This window comes from Streptomyces sp. Y309, assembly GCF_056712025.1.
On sequence record NZ_CM160048.1, the window covers coordinates 2,160,969 to 2,183,608 of the forward strand.

Here is a 22,640-nt window from a genome sequence, read left to right on the forward strand (position 1 = left end):
GGCTGCGGGCTAGCCCGGTGGCTGTGGGGACTTGGAGGTGTCCGGAGGCTCATGGGGCTCCGGGGGCTGCGGGATCTCACGTGGTGCCAGGGGGCGGGTGGCCGGGCCGTGCAGGACCGAGCCGTCCGTGGCGAAGCGGGAGCCGTGGCAGGGGCATTCCCAGGTCTGTTCGGCGTTGTTGAAGTGCACCAGGCAGCCGAGGTGCGTACAGCGCGCGGAGAGTGCGCTGACGTGTCCCGACTCGTCGCGGTGGACCGCGCACCGCCGGCCGTCCAGGCGGACGACGGCGCCGCTGCCGGGCGGGATGTCGGTCACCGAGTCGACGTGGCTGGTGTGCAGGCGGTCGCCGACGAAGTGCTTGGCCACAGCCGCCTGTTGGGCGGCGAGCCGGCCCGCGTCACGGGCCGGTGGCAGTCGGCGCGGGTCGTACAGCTCGGTCCAGGCGGGGCGAGGTCCGCCGGCGATGTGGGCGGTGAGCAGGCCGCCGGCCATGACGCCGTTGCTCATGCCCCAGCCGCCGAAGCCGGTGGCGACGTAGACGTGCTGGGTGCCGGGGTGGGCGTGGCCCACGTAGGGCAGCTGGTCGATCGAGTCGTTGTCCTGCGCCGCCCAGCGGTAGCCGATGTCGGCCTCGGCGAAGTGCGGCAGGTTCGCGCGCGCCCAGTCCGCGAGGCGGGCGAACCGGCCCTGTACGTCGCCCGCGCCCGGTTCGAACGATTCGCCGGTGACGACGAGCAGCCGGCGCCCTTCGTCGTAGGGGGCGCTGCGCAGTGAACGCACCCTGTCCTCCGGCGTGATGTACATGCCGGTGGGGGCCGCGTCCGACGGCACCGGGGCCGCGATCACCAGCTCCCGCCGGGGCTTGAGCAGCGTGAAGAGCAGGCTGTGGTCGAAGACGGGGTAGTGCGTGGCGATGACCGCGTCGCGTGCCTCGACGGTGGCGCCGTTCTCGGTGGTCAGACGGCAGCGGTGGCCGCCGTCGTGCAGGCCGGTGACGCGGGCGCGCTCGAAGACCCGGCCCCCGGCGCCGGTGAGGTGTTCGGCCAGGGCCAGGAGGAACTTCCGCGGGTGGAACTGGAGTTGGTCCTCGACGCGGACCGCGCCCGCGACGGCGAAGGGCAGGTCGGTGTCGGTCACGAAGGAGGCGTCGAGTCCGGCCCGGCGCGCCGCCGCCGCCTCCCGCTTCAGCTCGTCGACGCGTCCGGGGTCCCGCAGGTAGGTGAGGGCGGGGGCGCGTTCCAAGTCGGCGTCGATGTCGAGTTCGGCGCACAGGGTCGCGGTCCGCTCCACCGCTTCCGCTTGCGAGAGCGCGTACAGACCGGCGTCGTCGGCGCCCCGCTCCGCCTCCAGGCGCGCGTACCTGAGGCCGTGCGCGGCGGTCATCTTGGCCGTGGTGTATCCGCTCACGCCGGCGGCGATCCGGTCCGCCTCCAGGACGACGACGTCGAGGCCGGCGCGGACCAGGTCCCACGCGGTGCACAGGCCCGCGATGCCGCCGCCGACGACCGCGACGTCCGCGGTCAGGTCCGCGTCCGGGGCCGGATAATGGGTCGCGGGTGTGGTCGCCATCCAGTACGACTCGTCGATCGACGGGCGTGGTGCGTTCATGTCTCCCCCAAAACGGCGGCGAGCGACGAAGACATTCGGGGCTGCGTCCCTCCTTCAGCGTACGAGAAGAAGGGATCCGGCGGCTCCTGACGACTACGCACGGTGACATTCGCGCGCGTGGGCGGGGCGCCTCACACGGCGGGCAGGGCGACTCATACCGAGGACCGGCACGTCACACCGCAGGCCGGTGCCTCACGCCGCGGGCTGCGGACTCACGAAGAAGCGCGCCCCGTCGGGATCGCTCAGGACCGCCTCCTGCGTGCCGTCGCCGGCGTACCAGGCGCTGCCCCCGTGGGCCCGCGCGGCCCGGACGCAGGCCGCCACGTCGGCGACCGCGAAGTGGATCTGCCAGCGCGGCCTGATCGCGGGGTCGGGCGCCGACTCCACGGCGCCCGAATGGATGCGAGCCACGACGTCGCCCCTGCTGCGCAGCACGACCTCGTCGTTCTCGTAGTCGACTTCGCAGCACCCCGACTCCCCGGACTCCCAGCCGAGCACCTCGCCGTAGAAGATGGCGGCCTCGAAGGCGTGCCGGGTGACCAGCCGTACGAAGACGGGTGCCGCGCGGCGCCACTCCTCCCAGCCGGCCACCAGCTCGCCCTCCCAGACGCCGAAGACCGCTCCGTCGCGGTCGGCGAGGAGCGCCCCGCGCCCCGGCGGGAACGAGATCGGCCCGACGGCGGTGGTCCCGCCGCGCTCCTGGCTGCGGGACACGGTCTCGTCGGCGCTGCACACGGCGAAGAACGGCGTCCACGCGACGGCCATGTGCCCCATGGCCTCCACGGCGGCCACCCCGGCGACCGGCACTCCGTTCACACTCGCGAATCTGTACTGGTCACCCAGTTTGCCCACCCGCCACTCCCACCCGAGTACGGCGTGGTAGAAGTCCTGTGCGGCCGGCAGATCACGCGTGGACAGGCTGACCCAGCAGGGCGCGCCGAACACCGAGCGGCTCTCCACGACCCCGTTTGCGGTTGTTCCATGGCTCTTCATCGCCGTACCGTCCTGAAGTTGCCCCTCGGCTCCGTCGTCCCCGCCTCCCCCGCACCATCATCCTCCGCCCGCGCCCCGAGCGCCCCGCAGGACAGGCGGTCGAGCGATCACGGAGAGTAGCGTGGAGGCGGTCGGCGCCGAGGTGCGCGAAATCGGCTACAACGACGGACGAAGGGCTGCCGGTGAGGTTCGAAGTGTGGGCGCCGCGCGCCGAGCGGGTGGAGCTGGTCCTGGAGGAGGGGGCGGGCCGCACCACGCACGCGCTGGCGCGGGACGCGGTACGCCCCGAGTGGTGGGCGGTGGAAGCGGCGGCAGGCGACGGCACGCGCTACGGCTTCTCGGTGGACGGCGGCCCCGCGCTGCCCGACCCGCGCTCGCCGCGGCAGCCGGACGGCCCCGACGGGCTGAGCGCGGTCGTGGACCACGGGCGGTACGCGTGGCGGGTGCCGTGGGCCGGGCGCGGGCTGCGGGACGCCGTGCTCTATGAGCTGCACGTGGGCACGTACACCCCGGAAGGCACCCTGGACGCGGCCGCCGGGCACCTCGGACATCTCGCCGAACTCGGCGTCACCCACATCGAGTTGATGCCCCTGTGCCCCTTCCCCGGGCGGCACGGCTGGGGGTACGAGGGCGTGTCGCTGTGGGCCGTGCACGAGCCGTACGGCGGCCCGGAGGCGCTGAAACGGTTCGTCGACGCGGCGCACGGGCACGGTCTCGGCGTCGTCCTCGACGTGGTGCACAACCACCTCGGCCCGTCCGGCAACCATCTGCCCGCGTTCGGGCCCTACTTCACGGACACGCACCACACGCCGTGGGGCGCCGCCGTGAACCTGGACGCGCCCGGCTCGGACGAGGTGCGCGCGTATCTGGTGGGCAGCGCGCTCAGCTGGCTGCGGGACTACCGCATCGACGGGCTCCGGCTGGACGCCGTGCACGCGCTGCGGGACACGCGCGCGCGGCACTTCCTGGAGGAACTGGCCGCCGCCGTGGACGAGTTGTCGGCCGAGACCGACAGGCCGCTCGCCCTGATCGCCGAGTCCGACCTCAACGACCCGCGTCTCATCACCCCGCGCGCGGACGGCGGATTCGGCCTGCACGCGCAGTGGAACGACGACTTCCACCACGCCCTGCACACCGCGCTCACCGGCGAGTCCCAGGGCTACTACGCGGACTTCGCGGCCGCGCCCCTCGCGGCGCTCGCCAAGACCCTGACGCGCGGCTTCTTCCACGACGGTACGTTCTCGAGCTTCCGCGGCCGCGGCCACGGGCGCCCGGTCGACCGCGCCCGCACGCCCGCGTACCGCCTGCTCGGCTACGCGCAGACACACGACCAGATCGGCAACCGCGCGCAGGGCGACCGGCTCTCCGCGACCCTGTCGCCGGGGCTGCTCGCGTGCGGGGCCGCGCTCACGCTCACCGGGCCGTTCACGCCGATGCTGTTCATGGGCGAGGAGTGGGCGGCCCGCACGCCGTGGCAGTTCTTCACCGACCACACCGACCCGGAGCTCGCGGAGGCCGTACGCCGGGGCAGACGGAGGGAGTTCGCCGCGCACGGCTGGGCGGAGGAACAGATCCCTGATCCGCAGGACCCGGCGACCCGCGAGCGCTCCTGCCTCGACTGGTCGGAGCCGGAACGTGAGCCGCACGCGCGCGTGCTCGCCTGGTACCGCGACCTGATCGCGCTGCGCCACGCCCGCGCGGACCTCACCGACCCCGATCTGGCGGCGGTGCGCGTCGCGTACGACGAGGCGGCGCGCTGGCTCGCGGTGCGGCGCGGGGACCTGCGGATCGCCGTGAACCTGTCGGGCGAGGTGGCCGAGGTCCCGCTGGGCGCGGCGCACGCGCGCGTGCTCGCCGCGTGGGAGCCGGTGGAACCGCCGGGGGCGGACGGGGTGCTGCGGCTGCCGGGCGAGTCGTGCGCGGTGCTGGCCCTGGCGTAGGCCCTTGGCGTCGTCGTGCGGGCCCTTGGTCTTGTCGTGTCACGCAGACCCTTGACCTCAAGGGCACTTCAGCCTTTACCGTGCGCCGGGACACGTGAGGAGATCCCATGGAACAGCGGTACTTGGGCGGGACCGGGCTGCGGGTGAGTGAGCTGTGCTTCGGCGCCATGATGTTCGGCGGCGGCGAGGGCGGCGCGGACGAGGCGACGGCGCACCGCATGCTGGACGCCTTCGTGGCGGCGGGCGGCACGTTCGTCGACACGGCCGACGTGTACGGCGGCGGCGCGTCGGAGGAGGTGCTCGGCCGCTGGCTCAAGAGCCGCCGCCGCGACGACCTCGTGATCGCCACGAAGGTGTTCCTGCCGACGGGCGAGAGCCCCAACGCGCGCGGCCTGAGCCGCAAGCACATCCTGTCGGCGGTCGACGCGAGCCTGCGCCGCCTGGGCACGGACCACATCGACCTCTACCAGACGCACGTGTGGGACGCCCGCACGCCGCTGGAGGAGACCCTGTCCACGCTGGACGGCCTGGTGCGCGCGGGCAAGGTCCGCTACCTCGGCACCAGCAACGTCTCCCCGGCCCAGCTCCAGAAGGCCCTCGACCTGGCCCGCACCCGCGGCTGGGAGCCGTACGTCTGCCTCCAGCCCCGCTACAACCTCCTCGCGCGCGAGGCCGAGTGGGAGCTGCTGCCGCTCAGCGCCGCCGAGGGCGTCGGCGTCATTCCGTACAGCCCGCTCCAGGCGGGCTGGCTCTCGGGGAAGTTCCGGCGCGACATGGACGCGCCGCCCGCGGGGGCGCGGGGCGCCGGGGACTGGCAGGAGCGCGCCACCGAGGAGACCTGGCGGGTGGTGGACGCCGTGACCGCCGTCGCCGAGGAGACCGGCCGCACGCCCGCGCAGGTGGCGCTGCGCTGGCTGCTCCAGCGGCCGGGCGTGACCGCGCCGATCGTGGGCGCGCGCTCCGTGGAACAGCTCACCGACAACCTGGGCGCGGCGGGCTGGGAGCTGACCACGGAGCAGCAGGGCCGTCTGACGGAGGCGAGCGCGCGGCCGCTGCCGTATCCGTACGACCTGCTGGCGCACTTCACGGAGGAGCGGCCGCACGGCTGACCGGCGGCCCACCAGGGGCGGCGGCCTCAGTCGACGATCGCCAGCTCGCGCGCGGTGGTGTTGAGCCGCCGGCCGCCGTCCTCGGTGACCGTGACGATGTCCTCGATGCGTACGCCGAAGCGGCCCGGCAGATAGATGCCGGGCTCCACGGAGAAGCACATGCCCGGTACGAGCGGCTGCTGTTCGCCCTCGATCATGTAGGGCGGCTCGTGCGTGGTGACGCCGATGCCGTGGCCGGTGCGGTGGATGAAGTACTCGCCGTACCCGGCCTCGGTGATCACCGCGCGTGCCGCCCGGTCGACCTCCTGGCAGGCGATGCCGGGCCGGACCGCGCGGCAGGCGGCGTCCTGGGCCTCGCGCACCACGTCGTGGACGCGCTGCTCCTCGGCGGCGGGCTCGCCGACGTGCACGGTGCGGGAGGTGTCCGAGCCGTAGCCGTGCTTGAGGCCGCCGAAGTCGAGGACCACCATGTCGCCCCGCTCGATGACGCGGTCGCCGGCCTCGTGGTGCGGGCTGGCGCCGTTGGGTCCCGAGCCGACGACCGTGAAGTCCACCTGCTCGTGCCCGAACTGCCGCAGCAGGTCCGCGAGATCGGCGGCGACGTCGGTCTCCTTGCGGCCCGCGAAGGGCACCTTCCGGATCTCCTCGTACGTCGCGTCGGCGGCGGCACCGGCCGCGGCGAGCCGCTCCAGTTCGGCGGCGTCCTTGACGGCGCGCAGCATCGGCAGGGCGTCGGTGAGGGCGCTGTAGGAGCTGTCGGGCAACTGCCGCTGGAGGCCGAGCAGATGCAGCGCCCAGGCGTTGTCGCTCACCCCGAAGCGGCCGCGCGCGTCCAGCAGGGGCGCGGTCACGCCGTAGGGGTCCATGCCGTCCGTCCAGTCCCGCAGGGTCAGCGCGGGCGCGCCCGCCGCGCGCTCGGCGTCGGGCGCCTCCAGCTTGGGCACGACAAGGACCGGGTCCTGTCCCGGGGCGATGACGAGCAGGGTGAGCCGCTCGGTGTCGGCGGGCACGTGGTAGCCGGTGAGCCACACCAGGTCGGGCCCGGGCGCCACGAGCACGCCCGCGAGGCCCGCGTCGGCCGCGGCGCGCGCGGCACGGTCCATGCGGGCGCTGTAGTCGTCGGCGGTGAACGGGGCGGGCGTGACGGTCATCGGGCCTCCTGGGCTGGCTGTGGCATCTCCCCCAGCATCCTGCCCGGCGGACCCGGGCCCCGCGAGTGAGTATCCCGGTGGATCCGGTGGCGCGGGGCCGTGGCGCGCGTTCCACGGCGCCCGGGCGCGGATGCCACCGGTGTGCGATTGGCCGTTCCGCCACCCGTCCAACTAATGCTTGGCTTCCCCTCAGCCATTAGATCACTTCGGTGCGGAGGGGCGTACGACATGCTGGTACTGGCGCAGATCAGTGACCTTCACCTGGACGGGACGGCGCGGGCGACGGAGCGGGCCGAGCGCGTCATGGACCATCTGCGGGCGCTGCCCGGGCCGTTGGACGCGCTCCTGGTGACCGGTGACATCGCCGACCACGGCGCGGAGGCCGAGTACAAGGAGGCCACGCGCGTCCTGTTCACCGACGCGCCCTGGCCGGTCCTGACCTGCCCCGGCAACCACGACGCGCGCGGCCCCTACCGCACGGCGCTGCTCGGCGAGGACTCTCCTTCCGGCGCGCCGGTGAACCGCGGCCACCGCGTCGGCGGCACCGAGATCCTGATGCTGGACTCCAGCCTGCCGGGCAGCGACGAGGGGCTCCTCGACGAGGAGACGTACGCCTGGACGGAGAACCGGCTCGCCGCGCTCGGCGGCACGACGCCGGTGCTCCTGTCCTTCCACCACCACCCCGTCCGGATGCACCACCCGCGCCTGGACACCTGGCGGTTGCGGCAGCCCCGTCCGCTGGCCGACCTGGTCGAGCGGCACCCGGAGATCGTGGGTCTGATCATCGGGCACGCGCACACCCCGGCGGCGACCATGTTCGCCGGGCGGCCGCTGATCGTCGGGCCGGGCGTGGTGTCGACGCTGCGGCTGCCCTGGGAGGGCGAGGGCCTGGTCGACCTGGACGCGCCCGTCGGCCTCGCCTTCCATGTCCTGGACGACGAGCGGCGGTTGACGACGCACTTCAGGGTGGTGTGAGGGGTCCGGTGCGGCGCGGGCCCCGCATGGGCCGTGCGTACGGTCACGTGGCGAGGTCCGCGTACGGTCACCTGGCAAGACCCCCGCACGGTCACGTGGCGAGACCCGGCCGTGCCGACAGCACCTGCCGCGCACCACTCTCGTGACGGACCGTCAGAGTGACGTTCCTGCCCGGCCGGGCGGCCGCCACCGCCTTCGCCAGGTCGCCCGCCGAGCGCACCCGGGTGTCGCCGAACGCGACGAGCACGTCGCCGCGGACGAGTCCCGCCGCGTGGCCGGGGCCCGGCTGGTGCACCCCGACGACCAGGGCGCCGCCCCCGCGAGGGGCGTCGACGGCCTCGACGCCGAGAGCGGGACGCGGGGCGGACCGCGGCCCGACGCCCGCGAAGCCCTGGCCTGCGGACGTCTGCTGGTCCGGCTGCCCCGCGCCGGGAGCCGCGCCCGGGCCCTTGCCGGGCTCCTTCGCCGCTCCCGGCGGCGCCTGCCCGGGCGCCTGACCGCCCGGCGGGGGCGCCCCCTGCTCGCCCGCCTGCCGCTGCATCTCCGCGAGCTTGCTCATGCCGATGACGGTGGCGCCCACAGTGCCGAGGCCCACGCCCGAGAGCACCAGGACCGTCGCGCAGAGCAGGCCGAGGAGGAGGGTGATCAGCCGCCTGCCGCGGCGGTGCGCGGCGTGCGGTCGTCGGGGGTCTTTGGCGGGTGTACGGCCGGGACCCGACTCGTGTCCCGGCAGGGGCTTCGGACGCAACGCGGTCTGTTCCATGGCTCGCCTCCGGCCACAGCCCTACCCGGCGTGACCCCGCGCGACGATTCACGAACGGGTGACGTCCAGGCGTGCGGCCCACGCGGCCGCGGCACCGCGGAGCGCGCCGGCGTGCACGAGTTCGGTGCGGTGGACGACCCGGGGCTCGGTGAGCGGGACGGCGACGGTGCCGGGCGCGGCGGCGGCCGACTCCGGGAGCAGGACGAGGCCGTGGCCGGCCGCGGCGAGGGCGGTGAGGGTGCGTACGTCGGTGCCTTCGTAGCGCAGCGCGGGGCGGAAGCCGCCGGTGCCGTGGGCGGCCCGGAGCTGGTGCAGGGGCAGGCCCGCGCCGGGCGCGTCCAGCCAGCGGGCGTCGGCGAGGTCGCCCAGGCGCAGGCCGGTGCGGCGGGCGAGCGGGTGTCCGGCGGGCAGCAGGACGCGGACCGGTTCCTGGCCCGCGCCGCGGGTGGTGAGCGGTGCCACGTCGGCGAGGCGCAGCGGGTCGTTGGGCGCGGCGAGTCCGTCGACGAGTCCCAGGTGGGCGGCGCCCGTCGCGACGGCTTCGGGGACGTCCGCGCGGGGCAGCACGCGCAGGGTGACGCCGGTCGGCGGGAGCGCGCGCAGCGTACGGGGCGTCAGTGCCGTCGGCGCGGCGGCGAGCGTGAGGCCTTCGTCGGCCGCGCCCGCCAGGGCCGCGACCTCGGCGCGCGCCGCGTCGAGCCGCAGCAGCAGCGGGCCCGCGTGCTCCAGGAGCCGCTCGCCCGCGCGGGTGGGCGCGACGGGGCGGCGGCCCAGGAGCGGGGTGCCGAGGTCCTGCTCCAGGGCGGCGATGTGCTGGGACACGGCGGACTGCGTGTAGCCGAGCTCGCGCGCGGCGGCGGAGAACGAGGCGAGGCGGGCCACGGTGACGTACGTACGCAGGAGGTGCGGGTCCATGCGGAGCAGCATCACCTACGAGCATCAGCGTTGCTTATCGAGGGTGCAGATTTCATCGTTGGACGTGAACGGGGAGGCCCGCCGAGGATGGCGGTCATGAGCGAATCCCCTTCCCGAATCCAGTCCCTCATCCCGTCCCGGACCCAGGCCCGACCCCGGGCCCACGACGAACCCTCGGCCCCCGTCGCCCGCATCGCCCTGGTCGGCGACCGGTCCCCCAACGTCACCTCGCACACCCGGATCCCGCTCCTCCTGGAAGCGCTGGCCGAGCGCGACGGCCTCGTCCTGGACGCGTACTGGATACCGACGCCCGACGCCGAGGAGCCGGGCGCGGTGCGCGGCTTCGACGCGGTGTGGGTGCTGCCGGGCAGCCCGTACCGCAGCGAGGCGGGCGCGCTGGCCGCGGTCCGCACGGCCCGCGAGGAGAGCATCCCGTTCCTCGGCACGTGCGGCGGATTCCAGCACGCGCTCCTGGAGTTCGCGCGGAACGTCTGCGGGCTGACGTCGGTCGCGCACGGCGAGAACGACCCGGACGCCGACGACCTGCTCATCGAGCGGCTCGCCTGCTCGCTGGTCGGCCACGAGGGCACCGTGACGCTGACGCCGGGCTCGCTCGCCGAGTCGGTGCTCGGCGCCGACCGCACCCTGGAGCGCTACCACTGCGCGTACGCCCCGGGCGACACCGGCCATCTGGCCACCCTGCAGGCCCACGGCCTGCGCCTCACCGGCACCGACGAGCAGGGCCGGCCGCGCGTCGCCGAACTCCCCGGCCACCCCTTCTTCCTGGCCACCCTCTTCCAGCCGGAGCTGTCGGGCGACGGCTCGCGCCCGCACCCGATCGTGCGGGCGCTCGCCCGGGCGGCCGTGGCACACGCGACGGCGGGAGCACGGGCCGCCTGAGCCCGCACGCCCTGGTCGCCGCGGTCGGCCGCCCGGTCGTGCCGGTCGCCAGTTCAGTGACCGCCGTCGTGGCCGCCGTCGTGGCCTCCGTGCCCGCCGCCGTGGTCGAACTTCAGCGCCTCCTTGGGCATCACGACGAACGGCCGCATCATCCCCATGTCCTCGTGCTCCAGGAGATGGCAGTGGTACATGAAGCGGCCGTACGCCCCGTCGAACCTGCCGATGACGCGCAGCATCTGCCCGCCCGGCACCCGGAACACGTCTTTCCAGCCGCGCTCGTTGGGCGCGAGGGGAATCGGCGTGGCCGGGTCGTGGGCGATGGGCGCGCGGGTGCCGCCGACGGTCACGTCGAAGCCCGAGGCGTCGTACGTGTCACGGCCGAGGAGCTGGAAGTCGGCCAGGTGGATGTGCATCGGGTGGGTCACGTTCGGGTTCACCGCGAGGTTGAGGAAGCTCCACTGTTCGTACGCGCCCTCGCCGATGGTGAAGCCGAGGCCGTCGTTGAACGTGCGGGCGATCCTGCGGTACGTCTTCGTGGCGCCGTCCGGGCCGCGCAGTTGGATGATGCCGTCGGTGGGGACCCGGATGGAGCCCGGGTCCTTCACCTCCACCATCTCCCACATCTCCGGGTGCCCGCCGCCGCCCTTGGTGGCGGGCGGGGTGAGCACGACGAGGCGGTGGCCGTGCGGGACGCCGTGCCCGATGGGCCGGAAGGAGCCGGACAGGACCTCCGGCAGCCGGAAGGTCTCCCGGGCGCCGTCGCCCTTGCCGACGCGGAACTCCATGACGTGCGGATAGCGCACGTCGCCCGCCGGGTCGGGCACGCCGGGCGCCGCGTTCGGGCCCTTGTTGACCAGGCGGAGCCGCTTGCCCGCGAGCGTACGGAAGTCCACGAGCAGGTCGAAGCGCTCGGCGGGCGCGACGGTGAGGGTGGGCAGGGCCGCGTCGAAGTCGACGGGCACGGGCCGGGGCAGCAGGCCGCCGTCGCTGCCGATCTGGTGCAGCACACCCGGCACGGGTTCGTTGTCCTCGTCGACGAGGACGAGGTCGTACGTCCGCGCGTTGGAGGCGTTGACCAGGCGGAAGCGGTACCAGCCCGGGGCCACTTCCGCGTACGGCCAGATGCGGCCGTTGACCGTGGTGTACGGGCCGGTGAAGGGCAGCGAGACCGGCTTGCCCGTCTCCGGGTTCTTCGGGTCGACGATCGTGGTCTTGTGCAGGAGGCGGCCGGTGAGGCGGCCGTCCTCGTCGGTGTCCAGATTCCGGTCGGCGAGCAGGAGCGGGATCTCCCGCTTGCCGGAGGGGAGTTGGAGCGCGTCCTCCTCGTCGTCACGGACGAGATACGTGCCGTACAGCCCCGCGTACACGTTCCACCGGGTGATGTTCATGGCGTGGTCGTGATACCACCACTGGACCGCCTGGTGGTCGTTCGGATACTCCGAGAGCTGGGCGTCGCCGAAGCCGACCGCGTTGTCCGCCCAGCCGTCGTTGCCGCCGCCGGTCTGTGCGCCGTGCAGATGTGTCACCGTCCAGGCGGGCAGGGCCGCCACGTCCTTGTTCGGCTCGACGCCTTCGCGGCCCGGGCGGGTGCTCGGCGGCGGCGTGGAGCCCGGCGCCTCGACGGCCGTGACCGGGAACTCGCTCTCCTTGGGCACGCGGTTGGTCCACGCGATCCGCACGCGCTCGCCGCGCCGCACCTCGATGGTGGGGCCCGGCACGCACCCGTCGTACCCCCACATCAGGGTCGGCGGAAGCTGCGGGTGCAGGCGCACCCAGGCGGGCCGGACGGCGATCTCCGTCTCCTCGCGCACGTCGCCTCCGGCGGGGCGGAGGACGGGCGGGACGACTAACGGCGCGGCGAACGGGACGAGTTCGCGGGTTTCGAGGCGGTCTCCGGTGTCTTCGGTATCTTCGGTGTCTCCGATGTCTCCGGTGAGGGCTTCCGTCTCGGGCTCGGCGAGGAGTCCGGTGTCGGTGTGGATGTCGGTCAAGGTTGAACACCCCCGTGTTCCGGTCTGATTCAGCTTCATCCTTCACTTGAGAAGACCCGTGGGCTATCCCGAAAGTTCCATGAATCCCGTATTCCGGAAAAATCGCGCATACGTACCGCTGGTGCGGGTGAGAGATCCGGGTTTCCCGGTGCGGGGGCGGGCGGCGCCCCTAGGCTGCGGGTCCCGGGTCCGGGCCCGCCGCCACCCCGGGCCCGAGCCCGCGTCCGCCGCCGGAAGGAGAACCCGCCCCCATGTCCGACGCCCTGCCCGACGCCCTGCCGCTGCGCGCGGAGCTGCTGCTCGACGAGGAGGCCCCCGACGCCCTCGGGCAGGATCTGGTCGCGGCGCTCGACGGGCTCGGCGTCCGCACCGCCCGCGTGCGCCGCGCCGCCGGTCACCGCGGCGCGGCCGACCTCCCCTGGCTGGTGCTCGCCTCGCTGCCGCTCCAGGCCTTCCTCAGCGGCCTGGGCGCGGAGGCGGTGCGGGACGCGTACGTTTCGTTCAAGGGCGTGGTGCGGCGCGGGGCGAGCCGTGCCGACGCCGGCGGGACGGCGCGTCCGCTGGTGCTCCAGGACGACCGGAGCGGGCTCAGCGTGGTGCTGGAACCGGAGCTGCCCGCCGAGGCGTATGAGCAGTTGCTGGGCCTCGACCTGACGGAGTTCCGGGTGGGGCCGCTGCACTACGATCGCCGACTGGGCCGCTGGCGCTCGGAGTTGGACGAGGCGAGGGTGGCCGCCGACCGGCCCGGGGGCGCGGGCTGACGGCCCGTCGGCGGCCGCTGATCGGGGGCTTGTGAGACGTGGGGCCACGAGCGGAGTCGGCACTCGCCGACGCGGAGACGGCGTGCGCCGAGGGCGAGTCGGGCCTCGGGCGCGGGGACCGGGGCGGCGCCGAGCGGTGCTTCCGGCGCGCCCTGTCGCTCGCTCCCGCCCCGGACGTCGTGGTACGCGCCCGCGTGGGGCTCGGCCGCGTACGCCTGGCCGACGGGGATGCCGACGGCGCCCGCACGGAGTTCCGGCACGCCCGGGAGGCGGCGCCCGACGACTCCGCTCCCCTGTACTGGCTCGGCTGCGCCCTGGCCCACCAGGGCGAACTCGCCGCGGCCGAGGACCACTTCACCCGCTCCCTCGCGTGCGCGGACCCGCATCCGCGTGCTGTTGTCCAACGTGGTTACGTACGCGCCAAGTCGGGGCGGTGGGAGCAGGCCCGGGCGGACCTGCGCGCGGCGGCGCGGGGTGGGGTGCTGGACGACGAGGGGCGGTGGGTGGCGGCGGTTCTGGGGGTGGACTCGGCGGAGGGCCGCGTGGCCCCGGCGGAGGGCGCGGGCGTGGCCGCACCCGGGTGCGGTATACGTCGCGTGGGTGCCCTGCTGCGCAAGGCGGGGCTCACCGCGCTCGGTGACGGCGTCGGGGCCGACTGGGCGCGGGCCGCGCGGCTGTTGGGCGCCGCGTGGGAGCTCGAGCGGGCGCCCGGGAGCTTCCCGGCGCTGTACGGCATCGCGCTGGCCGTGGGCGGGCGGCGCGACCTCGCCGTCGACCTGCTGGACGCGGCCTCCCGGCGCGACCCCGCCGACCACCGCGTCACCCACGCACTCGCGATCACCCTCCTCACCGCACCGACGCCCCACTCCCTGGACCCCGAAGTCCCCTCGCGGCAGCCGCCCCCACCCTGCGAGCGAGCCGTCGCCGCCTGGGGTGCGCTGCTGTACGACGACCTCTTCTGGGAGCGGGTCCGGCGCGGGGCCGGGCGAAGGTACGGCGTGACGGTGGGGGCCGAGCTGGTGCCGGATCTGCGGACGGGGTTGAGGGAGGCGGTGGCGCGGCGGCTGCCCGGAGCGGGGGCGGGCGGGGAGGAGGCCGCCGGAGAGGGCAGCGGTGGCGCGGGCGACGGGGGAACGGGTGTCGGGGGCGGCAGCCGGGTCGCGCCCGAGATGCTGCTCCGGCGCGAGGCCGACGCGGCGCGGGTCCTCGCCGAGGCGGGCGGGTTTCCGGGCGAGTGGGGCGAACCGCTGCGCTGCGGGCCCCTGCGAATCGCCGCGCTCGACGAGGTCCGCGCGTTCGGCGCGTTCGCCGCCACCACCGACCCCGAGCGCCACCGACTCGTCCCCGCCTTCTCTGAACTCGGCTTCGCACAGCTGCAGTTGAGCGCGGGGCTGCCCGGCGACGCGCTCGCCGCCCTCACCGAACTGCGCTGCCGCGACTGCCGCGCGCGGGGCCGCGCGGGGAGCCGGGACGCGCCGGATCCGGCGGGAGCGGGCGCGACGGACACGGGCGCGGCGGGAGCGAGCGACGGAGCGGCGGGCACGGGCGCAGCAGGTCCGGCGGGAGCGCGCATGGCGGACGCAGGCGCGACGGGCACAGCGGGCCGGGGCGTGACGGACGAGGGCGCGACGGACGTGGCCGGAGGGAGCGCGGACCTCCCGGGCACGGCGAGCGAGGGAGCGGCGGACGCGGGCGCAGCAGGCCCGGCGGGAGCGGGCGTGGCGGACGCACGCGCGGCAGACGCGGCAGGCACGGGCGCGGGCGTCGCGGGGATGGCTGGCGAGGGCGCAGCGGACACGGCGCGAGCGGGTGTGACGCCCGCACGCGCGGTGGGCGCTGGAGGCGCGGCAGGCGCGGGCCCGGTCGTCGAGGGCCCGGTGAGCGAGGGGGCGGCAGGTGCGGTCGTAGGCGTGGCGGGTGTGGTGGGGGCGGGGCCAGTGCCCGGAGGCGTCCTGGTCCGTGAAGCCGTGTGTGAGCCGGGGTGTTCCCGTTTCGACGAGTTGAATCCCGGTTACGCGGGGCTCCCCGATCGCCGTCGGCGGCTCGTTCGGGACGCCCGCAAGCTGGCGCTGCACGCCCGTGTCACCCTCGGCAGGGACCAACTCGCCGCGGCCCGCCCCGACTTCGACGCGGCGGCCGCGTGCTGGCGTCGCGCCCTCGTACACAGCAGACGCCTGCAGCGCTACCGGCACACCCAGGCGGACATCGTCGGGCTCGCGCTCGCCGCCGCCAAGGAGGCGTACCGCGCGGGGCGCCTGAACCGGGCCGTGACCACCCTGGAGACGGCCCGCTCCGTCATCGGCGCCAACGAACGGCCCCGTCTGGACGGGCAGTTGGCCCGCGTGCTCGCCGACCGCGGCATCGGCGAGGCCAACCGCGAGGACGCCGACCTGGACGCGTCCGCGGCGGACCTGCGGCGCTCCGTGGCGCTCAGTCCGCGGCTGCGGCGCGCCCAGCTCAGCCTCGGTATCGTGCTGCGCGTCCTCGCCCTGCGGCGCTGGGGCTCGGGCAGCCTGTCCGGCGCGCGCAGCACCCTGGAGGAGGCCACCGAGCGGCTGACCGCCGCGCTCGCGCACTTTCCCGACGATCCCGAACTCATGGAGGAACTCGACCGGGCCCAGGCAGAACTCGACTTCGTACGCGGGCAGTTCGACGAGAGCGGGAGGTGAGCGGCGGCCGTGCTGCAGTACGAGGAGCTGCGCATCCGGGTGCGCCCCATCGGCGGGTCCCGCTGCCTCGTGGCGGTCAGCGGTCCCGTCTGCTCGCTCGGTGTGATCGCCGTGGACGGCGAACCCGCGGCGTTCCGCGCCCGCTGGGACCGGCTCGTCGCCGCCGACCTCGGGCACGCGCCGATGGGCGAGCGGCACACGGCCGAGCAGCTGCGGGACCTCGGGCGGGATGTGTACGGGCTGCTCTTCGGCGACGCCGGGGGCTGCCTGGCCGGCGCCCTCGACCGCGCCCAGCGGCTGCGTCCCCCGCGCGGCCTGCGGCTCCGCTTCGACCTGCCGCCGAGCCTGCGGGAGCTGCCGCTCGAAGCGCTGTGCGCGCCCGCCGGGCTGCCCCAGCAGTCGCTCGCGCTCGGCCCCGGCTACTCCCTGGCCCGCTCACTGCCCGGCGGGCCCCTCGGCCGCCGCCTGCCGGACCCGGCGGACGAGCCGAGCCTGATCCGCCTCCTCGTCGCCTGCGCCTCGCCCCCGGGGGCAGGCCGCACGCTCCGCGTGGACGCCGAACTGGCCGCCCTGCGCCAGGAGTTGCCCGAGGTGGCCGTGCGCACCACGGTCGTCGAGCGGGCCACGCGCGAACGTCTGGAGTCGGCGCTCGGCGCGCACGGCGACCTGCCGACGGTCGTGCTGCTCATCGCCCACGGGGCGTACGACGAAGACCTCGGCAAAGGAGTCGTACAGCTGGAGACGGAGGGCGGCGGCGTGGACCCGGTGCCCGCCGATCTGCTCAGCGGCATCCTCCTCAAGGCGCCGCGGCTGCGGCTCGCCGTGCTCAACCTCTGTTCCGGGGCGGACAGTTCGGGGCCGGACGGCGTGCACGCCGAGCCGTTCTCGGGGCTCGCGCAGGCGCTGATCGGCGGGGGTGTGCCCGCTGTGGTGGCGATGCGGGGGCGGGTCAGCGACGTGTCGGCGGGCCGCTTCAGCCCCGAGCTCCTGAAGGGGCTCGCGGCGAACCGCACCATCGACGAGTCCCTGGCCGCCGCGCGCCGCCGCATCTCCCATCTGCCCCGGCACACCGCCGTGGAGTGGGCGACGCCCGCGCTGTTCCTGCACGAGGGGTACCGGCACGGGTGGCTGTTCAAGGCCCGGGAGGTACGCGACGACGACGGCACGGTGGCCGACCCGCTGCGGGCGGGCGCCGACGCGCTGACCGCGTACCGCAGCCCCGTGGGTCACGTCGGCACGGCGACGCTGATCGAAGCGGCACGCTTCGAGCGGGACCGCGGGGGGTGGCCGCAGGTGCAGCAGATCCTGCGGACGTCCACGCAGTTGTACGAGGACGAGCAGCGCCAACTGCGCGAGGAGGCGGCCTTCGAACTGGCCTGGCCGAAGGTGGCTCACCTGTGCGAGGTGCTGGCCGCGAGGGCGCCGGTGAGCGACGCGGCGGTGGCCGCGGGGGCGCGGGCGCCGGGGGCGGCGGAGGCCGAAGCGGGGGTGGACGTGGGGCCGCCGGGGGCAGCGGTGCCCGACACGGCGGTGGCCGCGAGGGCGCCGGGGACGGCGGGGAGCGAATCGGGAGTGGCCGCTGCGGCTGCGCCGGGGGCGGCGGCGCCAGGGCTGGCGGCCGATACGACGATGCCAGGGCTGGCGAGCGGTACGGCGACGCCAGGGCTGGCAGCGGATACCGCGGCGCCGGGGTCGGCGGCAGCGCATGCGGCGGCGACCGACACGGCAGCGTCAGATACGGGGGCATCCCCTGCAACGGCGCCCGGTTCGGCACCAGCACGCGCAACAGCGCCTGGTTCAACGGCGGCCCCCGCAACGGCGCCAGGACCAGCGACCCACCCGGCGGCACCCGGTTCGGCGGCACCCCATACGGCAGCGACCGACACGGCAGCGTCAGATACGGGGGCAGCCCCTGCAACGCCGCCCGGTTCGGCACCAGCACGCGCAACAGCGCCTGGTTCAACGGCGGCCCCCGCAACGGCGCCAGGACCAGCGACACACCCAGCGGCACCCGGTTCGGCGGCACCCCATACGGCAGCGACCGACACGGCAGCCCATACGGCAGCGTCGGCCTCGGCCTCAGCAGCAGCCCGTTCAGCGGCGCCGGTGCCGGGGTCGGCATCAGCCCGCCCGGCGGCAGCCGACGCGGCGCCGCCGAGGGAAGCCGGTGCCGCCGTGTCGGGTACCGCAGCCGCCGATGCGGCGGCCGCGCTCGAAGCGGTCCGCGAGGCGCTGCCCGCGCACCCGCTGCCCGCCGCGCTCGTCGACCGCGTCGACCGGCTGCGGCGCGCCGCCGAGCTGGCCGAACGGGCCCATGCCGCGGAGGCCGCCGCCGACTGGCCCACCGCGGTCGCCCTGTACGAACAGCTCGTCGCCGCGACCCCCGACTCCCCCGCCGTCCACGCCCGCCTGACCGCGGCCCGCGCCGAACTCCGCCTCACCACCACCCTCGCCACGGCCACCCACGCCCACCACGAGGCCGACTGGACCACCGCGGCCGACGCCTACGCCGAGGCCGTGACCCTGCGCCCCGGGGACCCGGCGCTGACCGCACGGGCGGCGTACGTCAGGGGCCGGGTCGCGGAGAACGCCAACGACTGGCGGGGGGCGATGGCGGCGTTCGGCGAGTGCGCGGACGCGGCGACCACGCGGGCAACGTACGCGGACATCTCGGACGCGGCCCTGCGGTACGCCTACGCGCGCGGCCGGGCGGCGACGGACGAGGGCGACTGGGCCACGGCGGTCACCGCGTTCGGGGCATGCCGCGAGGCGGTGGCCGACGGCGGCACCGCCGCAAACGGGCACGGCGGTGCGGGCGGGGCGCGCGAGGCGGGCGGTGTCCCCGCAGGCACGGGCCGAGCGGGCCCGGACGTCGACGCACCGGAGCCCGGCGCGGCGGGACCGGACGGAAACACGGCACCACAGGTCGCAGCGGACCCCCGCAACGACTCACCGGGACAGACCCGGACCGGCACAGACCGGAACGCGCCAGAGCAAGACGGAGCAAGCCCCCACCACCACTCCCCGGGACAGGCCCGAACGGGACCGGACGCGAACACAACAGAACGGGGCGGTACGGGCGGGGCGCGCAGGCCGGGTGAAGCCCCTGCGGGCACAGGCCGAGCGGACCCGGGCGTCCACCCGCCGGAGCCCGGCGCGGCGGGACCGGAAGGGAACCCCGCAGAACGCGGCCAGACGGCCCCCCGTTCAGAGCAAGCCGTCGTGCCGCCCCGCACAGCCCCCGTGGCGCCCCGCGCCTCCGCCCTCGCCCCCCGCGACCCTTACGGCGACATCACCCTCCACTGGGCCTACGCGCAGGCGCGCCTGTGTCAGGAGCAGTGGGACTGGGGCGGCGCGGTGGCGCACCTCGCCGCGCTGCCCGCGAAGTTCGCGGACGTGCCCGTGCAACTCCTCTACTCGCAGGGCATGTTCGCCGACGCGCGCGGCGACTGGGAAGGCGTCATCGACGGGTTCGGGGGGCTGCCGGACGAGCACGCCGGCGGGGAGGTGAAGGTGCGGCGGCTCTACGCCCGGGCCCGCTCCGCCGCCGACGGGCGCGGGGACTGGGCCGCCGCCTCCGGGCTCCTGGCCGACCTCCCCGACTCGGCCCGCGACGGCACCGTCGCCCCGTTGCGCCGCAAGGCGGAGGGCCGCCGCGCGGAGGCCAGGGGCGACTGGGCGGCGGCCTGCGCCGTCTACGCCCGCGCGTTCACCGGCGGCACCGCCCCGCCCCCGCGCCCCGCCACCCCGACGCCCACCCCCGTCGGCACCGGCACCCCGACGCCCGTCTCCGTCGGCACCAGCACACCCCGTCTCGCCCCGACCGCCACCGAACCCCTCCACCTCCACCTCTACGCCCTCGCCCGCACCCACGAACTCGCCTCCCGGTGGGACGACGCCCTGCGCGTGTACCTCGTGCTGCCCGACGAGTGGGCCGACGTGACCCTGCGGCGGCGGTACGCGCGGGCCCGGGTCGCCGAGGCGGGCGTCGCGGGGACGGCGCGGGAGTGGCGGGACGTGGCCGAGGCGTACGACGCCCTCGCAGACAAGGGAGGGGAGGGCGACTGCGCCGTGCGCGGGCGGTACGCGCGGCTGCGGGCCGCCGAGGCCGACGGCGAGTGGGCGGCCGTCGTGGCGGCGGCCGGGGTGCTGGGGACGTACCGGGACGCGCCCGCCGTCGCGGCGTACGCCCGCGGCCGCCTGGCCGACGCGCACCAGGAGTGGCGGCGGGCGGCGGAGGCGTTCCGCGCGTGCCCGGGACACGGGGACTCCGACGCCCATCTGGCGTACGCGGAGGGCCGATTGCTGGAGGCGGAGGGCCGGTGGGCGGACGCGATCGGCGCGTACGAGCGGGCCGCCGGGCGGCTCGACCGGGCCGACGTACGGAGCCGGCGGCTGCGCCGCCTCGTCGACCTGCTCCCCTGGGCCGACGGCCCCACCCACGCCCCGCTGGCCGCCGACCCGTTCGCGCTGCGCGACGAGACGTACCCCTATCGGGCGCTGCGCGCGGCGGGTGTGCATCCGGGCGTGTCCATGGCCGCCGTCAGCGACGCCTCGTACACGCTCCTGGAACGCGGCCGCATGTCGTGGTCCGAGCGCGTCGCCTGGGACCGGCTGCGGCTGCCGGGCAGGCGGCTGCAGGTGGACGCGCTGCTGTACCGCTGGCACGACCCGGACGGGCTGCGCGCCGAGCTGGCCGGGCTCTCGCCGGACGACGAGCACGCCGGACCGGGGTTCGTGGACGTGCTGTGCGAGCGCTTCCCGGACGACGCGCCGCTGCTGCTCCTGCTCGCGCGGGGCCGGGACGCGGCCGCCGCCGAATGGGAGCGGCGCCTGGCCGCCGCGCCGGGCGACATGGCGGTCGCGCACGGCCTCGCCGTGGCCCGGCTGTGGCAGGCGCAGGAGCTGGAGCACAGCGGAGCCTGGGAACACGCCGTGCGCACCTGGGAGTCGGCGCTCGCCCACTGGGCCACGCTGCTGAGCGACGACGTGTACTGGGACGGCTGGCGCGCCGAGCGGGCCGCCTGCTACGAACGGGAGCTGACCCACGAGGACATGACCCGGCTGCGCTGGGAGCTGAGCCGTCATCTGTTCGGGCTGCTCTCGGCGTACGAACAGCGCCACACCGAGCAGGACCGCCCCCAACAGGCTGCCCATTACGAGGAGTTGGCGGAGCTTCTCGAGTCCGAGCTGGCGGGCGCGCGGGTCCTGAAGGACGTCGGCGGGCTCCCCGGCGTGCCGGGCGCCCGCACCGCCCTCGCCTGCGGGCCCCGCTACGTCCGCCTCCTCGACCTCCAACTGCCGCTCGCCGAGCTGGCCGCGGACCTGGACGCGGCGGCCAAGGACGGCAAGGACCCGGGCGAGTACGCGGTGCGCGAGCTGCGCTGGGCGTTCTCGGAGCTGGCGCGCGGGCTCGTGCTGTGCGCGGTGCACAAGTTCGAGCCCGCGCTGCGCGCCCTGCCCGCCTTCCCGACGCTGACGACGCTGCCCGAGGACTGCGCGGGCCCGGCCGCCGCCCCCGACCCGCGCCGGCATCTCGACGCCTGCGCGCACTGCCAGGACTTCCTGCGCCGCAATCCGGCGTACGTCCATCTGCCGCACCGGCACGCGCGGCTGCTCCAGGACGGGGTGGAACTCGCCGTCCGGGTGCGCCTGGAGCTGTCCCGCACGGCGCTCGCCGACGGCGCGGACGGGCTCGGCCGGGCCCTCGAACAGTGGGAACGCCTGGTGACGGTCGCGCGCCGCGCGGGGATGACGGCCCGCGCGAAGAAGGCACTCGTACGGACCGTGCTCGGCCGCGTGGAAGCCCTGCTCGACGAGGACCGGGCGCGCCGCGGCGACGTCCTGGACGAGGCGATCGCGCTCGTCGAGGCGGTGCCGCCGGTGCTGCACCCGCTGGAGCGCGAGGTGCGCGACCAGCTCGACGGACGCCTCTCGTCGCTGTATTCGATGCGCGGCGTGTGGCGCGGCTACACCCGCACGAAGCACGGCATGCGCTCGGACGTCTACGGCGCGGAGGCCGACCTGCGCCGCGCCCTCGACCTCAACCCCGCGTCCAACCACGCCCGCGACAACCTCGCCCGCGCCCTCGTCTTCACCCTCGACGCCCGCACCGACGAACTCCCGGCCCGGCTCCGCCTGTTGCACGAGGCCCTCGGCCTCCTCGACGTGGGCCTCGGCCAGGCCCTCACCCACAACTACCGCGAGACCCTCGGCGAGTGCCTGGAGGAGCTGGACCGGCTGCTCGCCACCGACCTGGGCGTCGTGGGCATGGGCGCCCTGATGCGCAGCGACGGCGCGGAGCCGCCGCCCGACGAGAACGACCTGGCGTCCTGGGCCGCCGAGCTGACCGACCGCGCGGAGGCCGAACTCGCCGGCGGCGACGTCCGCAAGGCCCTGCACCACCTGATCCGCGCCACCCGCGCCGACGTGATGGACGGCCGGGTGCGCAGCGCGCTGCTGGACGCGGTGAGCCGCTGGCTCACGGCCCTCACCACCGAAGGAGGCTCCCCTTAAGTGATCAAGGACCCCGAGAGCGCCCCGGGCCCGTACGACGCCCTCGCCGAGGCCGGCGTGACCCCGTGGACCTCGCACGCCGACATGCGGGACGTGCCGTTCGAGCTGCTCGCCCGGCGCCTGATGACCCCGGCGGCGCAGACGGCGTGGGACGAACTGCGCACGGTCCGGGGCCGGTTGCTCGTCGACCTGTTCCTGTACGACGTGGACCTCGCCGCCGAACTCCCGGGCGCCGTCGAGGAGACCGACCGTGAGCTCCGGCTCCCCGAGCCGAGTGCCGGGGAACCGCTGTCCGACGAAGCCGCCGCCCGCCTCATCGCCGACCTCGTCCGCTTCGACGTCTGACAGG

General features: G+C 75.5%; 14 protein-coding genes. 8 read left to right on the forward strand and 6 right to left on the reverse strand.

The window, feature by feature from the left end; genetic code table 11:
* Positions 1-9 precede the first annotated feature (9 nt).
* Both AC0KTA_RS07950 and AC0KTA_RS07955 read right to left on the reverse strand, forming a co-directional pair.
* Positions 10-1,608 carry an FAD-dependent oxidoreductase gene (locus AC0KTA_RS07950; RefSeq protein ID WP_481054406.1) on the reverse strand — a complete coding sequence of 533 codons (1,599 nt, stop codon included), beginning with the start codon at positions 1,606-1,608 and terminating at the stop codon, positions 10-12.
* 192 nt (positions 1,609-1,800) lie between these two features.
* Positions 1,801-2,601 (reverse strand): VOC family protein, encoded by an 801-nt coding sequence (locus AC0KTA_RS07955; RefSeq protein ID WP_481054407.1) that lies wholly within the window; start codon positions 2,599-2,601, stop codon positions 1,801-1,803.
* A gap of 182 nt (positions 2,602-2,783) precedes the next feature.
* On the opposite strand from AC0KTA_RS07955, the gene treZ reads away from it, so the two are divergent.
* Both treZ and AC0KTA_RS07965 read left to right on the forward strand, forming a co-directional pair.
* The gene (gene treZ / locus AC0KTA_RS07960; RefSeq protein WP_481054408.1) at positions 2,784-4,541 is read left to right on the forward strand and encodes a malto-oligosyltrehalose trehalohydrolase; all 1,758 of its coding nucleotides are present in this window, start codon (positions 2,784-2,786) and stop codon (positions 4,539-4,541) included.
* 107 nt (positions 4,542-4,648) lie between these two features.
* Positions 4,649-5,650 (forward strand): aldo/keto reductase, encoded by a 1,002-nt coding sequence (locus AC0KTA_RS07965; protein WP_481054409.1) that lies wholly within the window; start codon positions 4,649-4,651, stop codon positions 5,648-5,650.
* A gap of 26 nt (positions 5,651-5,676) precedes the next feature.
* On the opposite strand, the gene AC0KTA_RS07970 is transcribed toward AC0KTA_RS07965, so the two are convergent.
* The gene (locus AC0KTA_RS07970; RefSeq protein ID WP_481054410.1) at positions 5,677-6,801 is read right to left on the reverse strand and encodes an aminopeptidase P family protein; all 1,125 of its coding nucleotides are present in this window, start codon (positions 6,799-6,801) and stop codon (positions 5,677-5,679) included.
* Positions 6,802-7,029: 228 nt separating this feature from the next.
* Between AC0KTA_RS07970 and AC0KTA_RS07975 the strand changes: the two genes are divergently transcribed.
* Entirely contained in the window at positions 7,030-7,776 is a 747-nt protein-coding gene (locus AC0KTA_RS07975) for a metallophosphoesterase (RefSeq protein WP_481054411.1), read from the forward strand.
* 91 nt (positions 7,777-7,867) lie between these two features.
* Here AC0KTA_RS07975 and AC0KTA_RS07980 read toward each other — a convergent pair whose 3' ends face one another.
* Positions 7,868-8,539, reverse strand: a complete 672-nt coding sequence (locus AC0KTA_RS07980; protein ID WP_481054412.1) for a PDZ domain-containing protein — start codon at positions 8,537-8,539, stop codon at positions 7,868-7,870.
* Between the two features lie 48 nt (positions 8,540-8,587).
* The gene (locus AC0KTA_RS07985; RefSeq protein ID WP_481054413.1) at positions 8,588-9,454 is read right to left on the reverse strand and encodes a LysR family transcriptional regulator; all 867 of its coding nucleotides are present in this window, start codon (positions 9,452-9,454) and stop codon (positions 8,588-8,590) included.
* A gap of 87 nt (positions 9,455-9,541) precedes the next feature.
* Between AC0KTA_RS07985 and AC0KTA_RS07990 the strand changes: the two genes are divergently transcribed.
* The gene (locus tag AC0KTA_RS07990; protein WP_481054414.1) at positions 9,542-10,354 is read left to right on the forward strand and encodes a CTP synthase C-terminal region-related (seleno)protein; all 813 of its coding nucleotides are present in this window, start codon (positions 9,542-9,544) and stop codon (positions 10,352-10,354) included.
* 53 nt (positions 10,355-10,407) lie between these two features.
* On the opposite strand, the gene phsA is transcribed toward AC0KTA_RS07990, so the two are convergent.
* A complete protein-coding gene (phsA, locus tag AC0KTA_RS07995; RefSeq protein WP_481054415.1) occupies positions 10,408-12,384 on the reverse strand; it encodes an O-aminophenol oxidase PhsA in 1,977 nt (658 codons plus the stop codon).
* Positions 12,385-12,596: 212 nt separating this feature from the next.
* Between phsA and AC0KTA_RS08000 the strand changes: the two genes are divergently transcribed.
* Genes AC0KTA_RS08000 through AC0KTA_RS08015 form a run of 4 tightly spaced genes read left to right on the forward strand, consistent with a single transcriptional unit; the run spans position 12,597 to position 22,636 of the window.
* Positions 12,597-13,106, forward strand: a complete 510-nt coding sequence (locus AC0KTA_RS08000; RefSeq protein WP_481054416.1) for a hypothetical protein — start codon at positions 12,597-12,599, stop codon at positions 13,104-13,106.
* A 38-nt stretch (positions 13,107-13,144) separates the two neighbouring features.
* The gene (locus AC0KTA_RS08005; protein ID WP_481054417.1) at positions 13,145-15,775 is read left to right on the forward strand and encodes a tetratricopeptide repeat protein; all 2,631 of its coding nucleotides are present in this window, start codon (positions 13,145-13,147) and stop codon (positions 15,773-15,775) included.
* Between the two features lie 9 nt (positions 15,776-15,784).
* Entirely contained in the window at positions 15,785-22,291 is a 6,507-nt protein-coding gene (locus tag AC0KTA_RS08010) for a CHAT domain-containing protein (RefSeq protein WP_481054418.1), read from the forward strand.
* Entirely contained in the window at positions 22,292-22,636 is a 345-nt protein-coding gene (locus AC0KTA_RS08015) for a hypothetical protein (protein ID WP_481054419.1), read from the forward strand.
* The last annotated feature ends 4 nt before the right edge of the window (positions 22,637-22,640 follow it).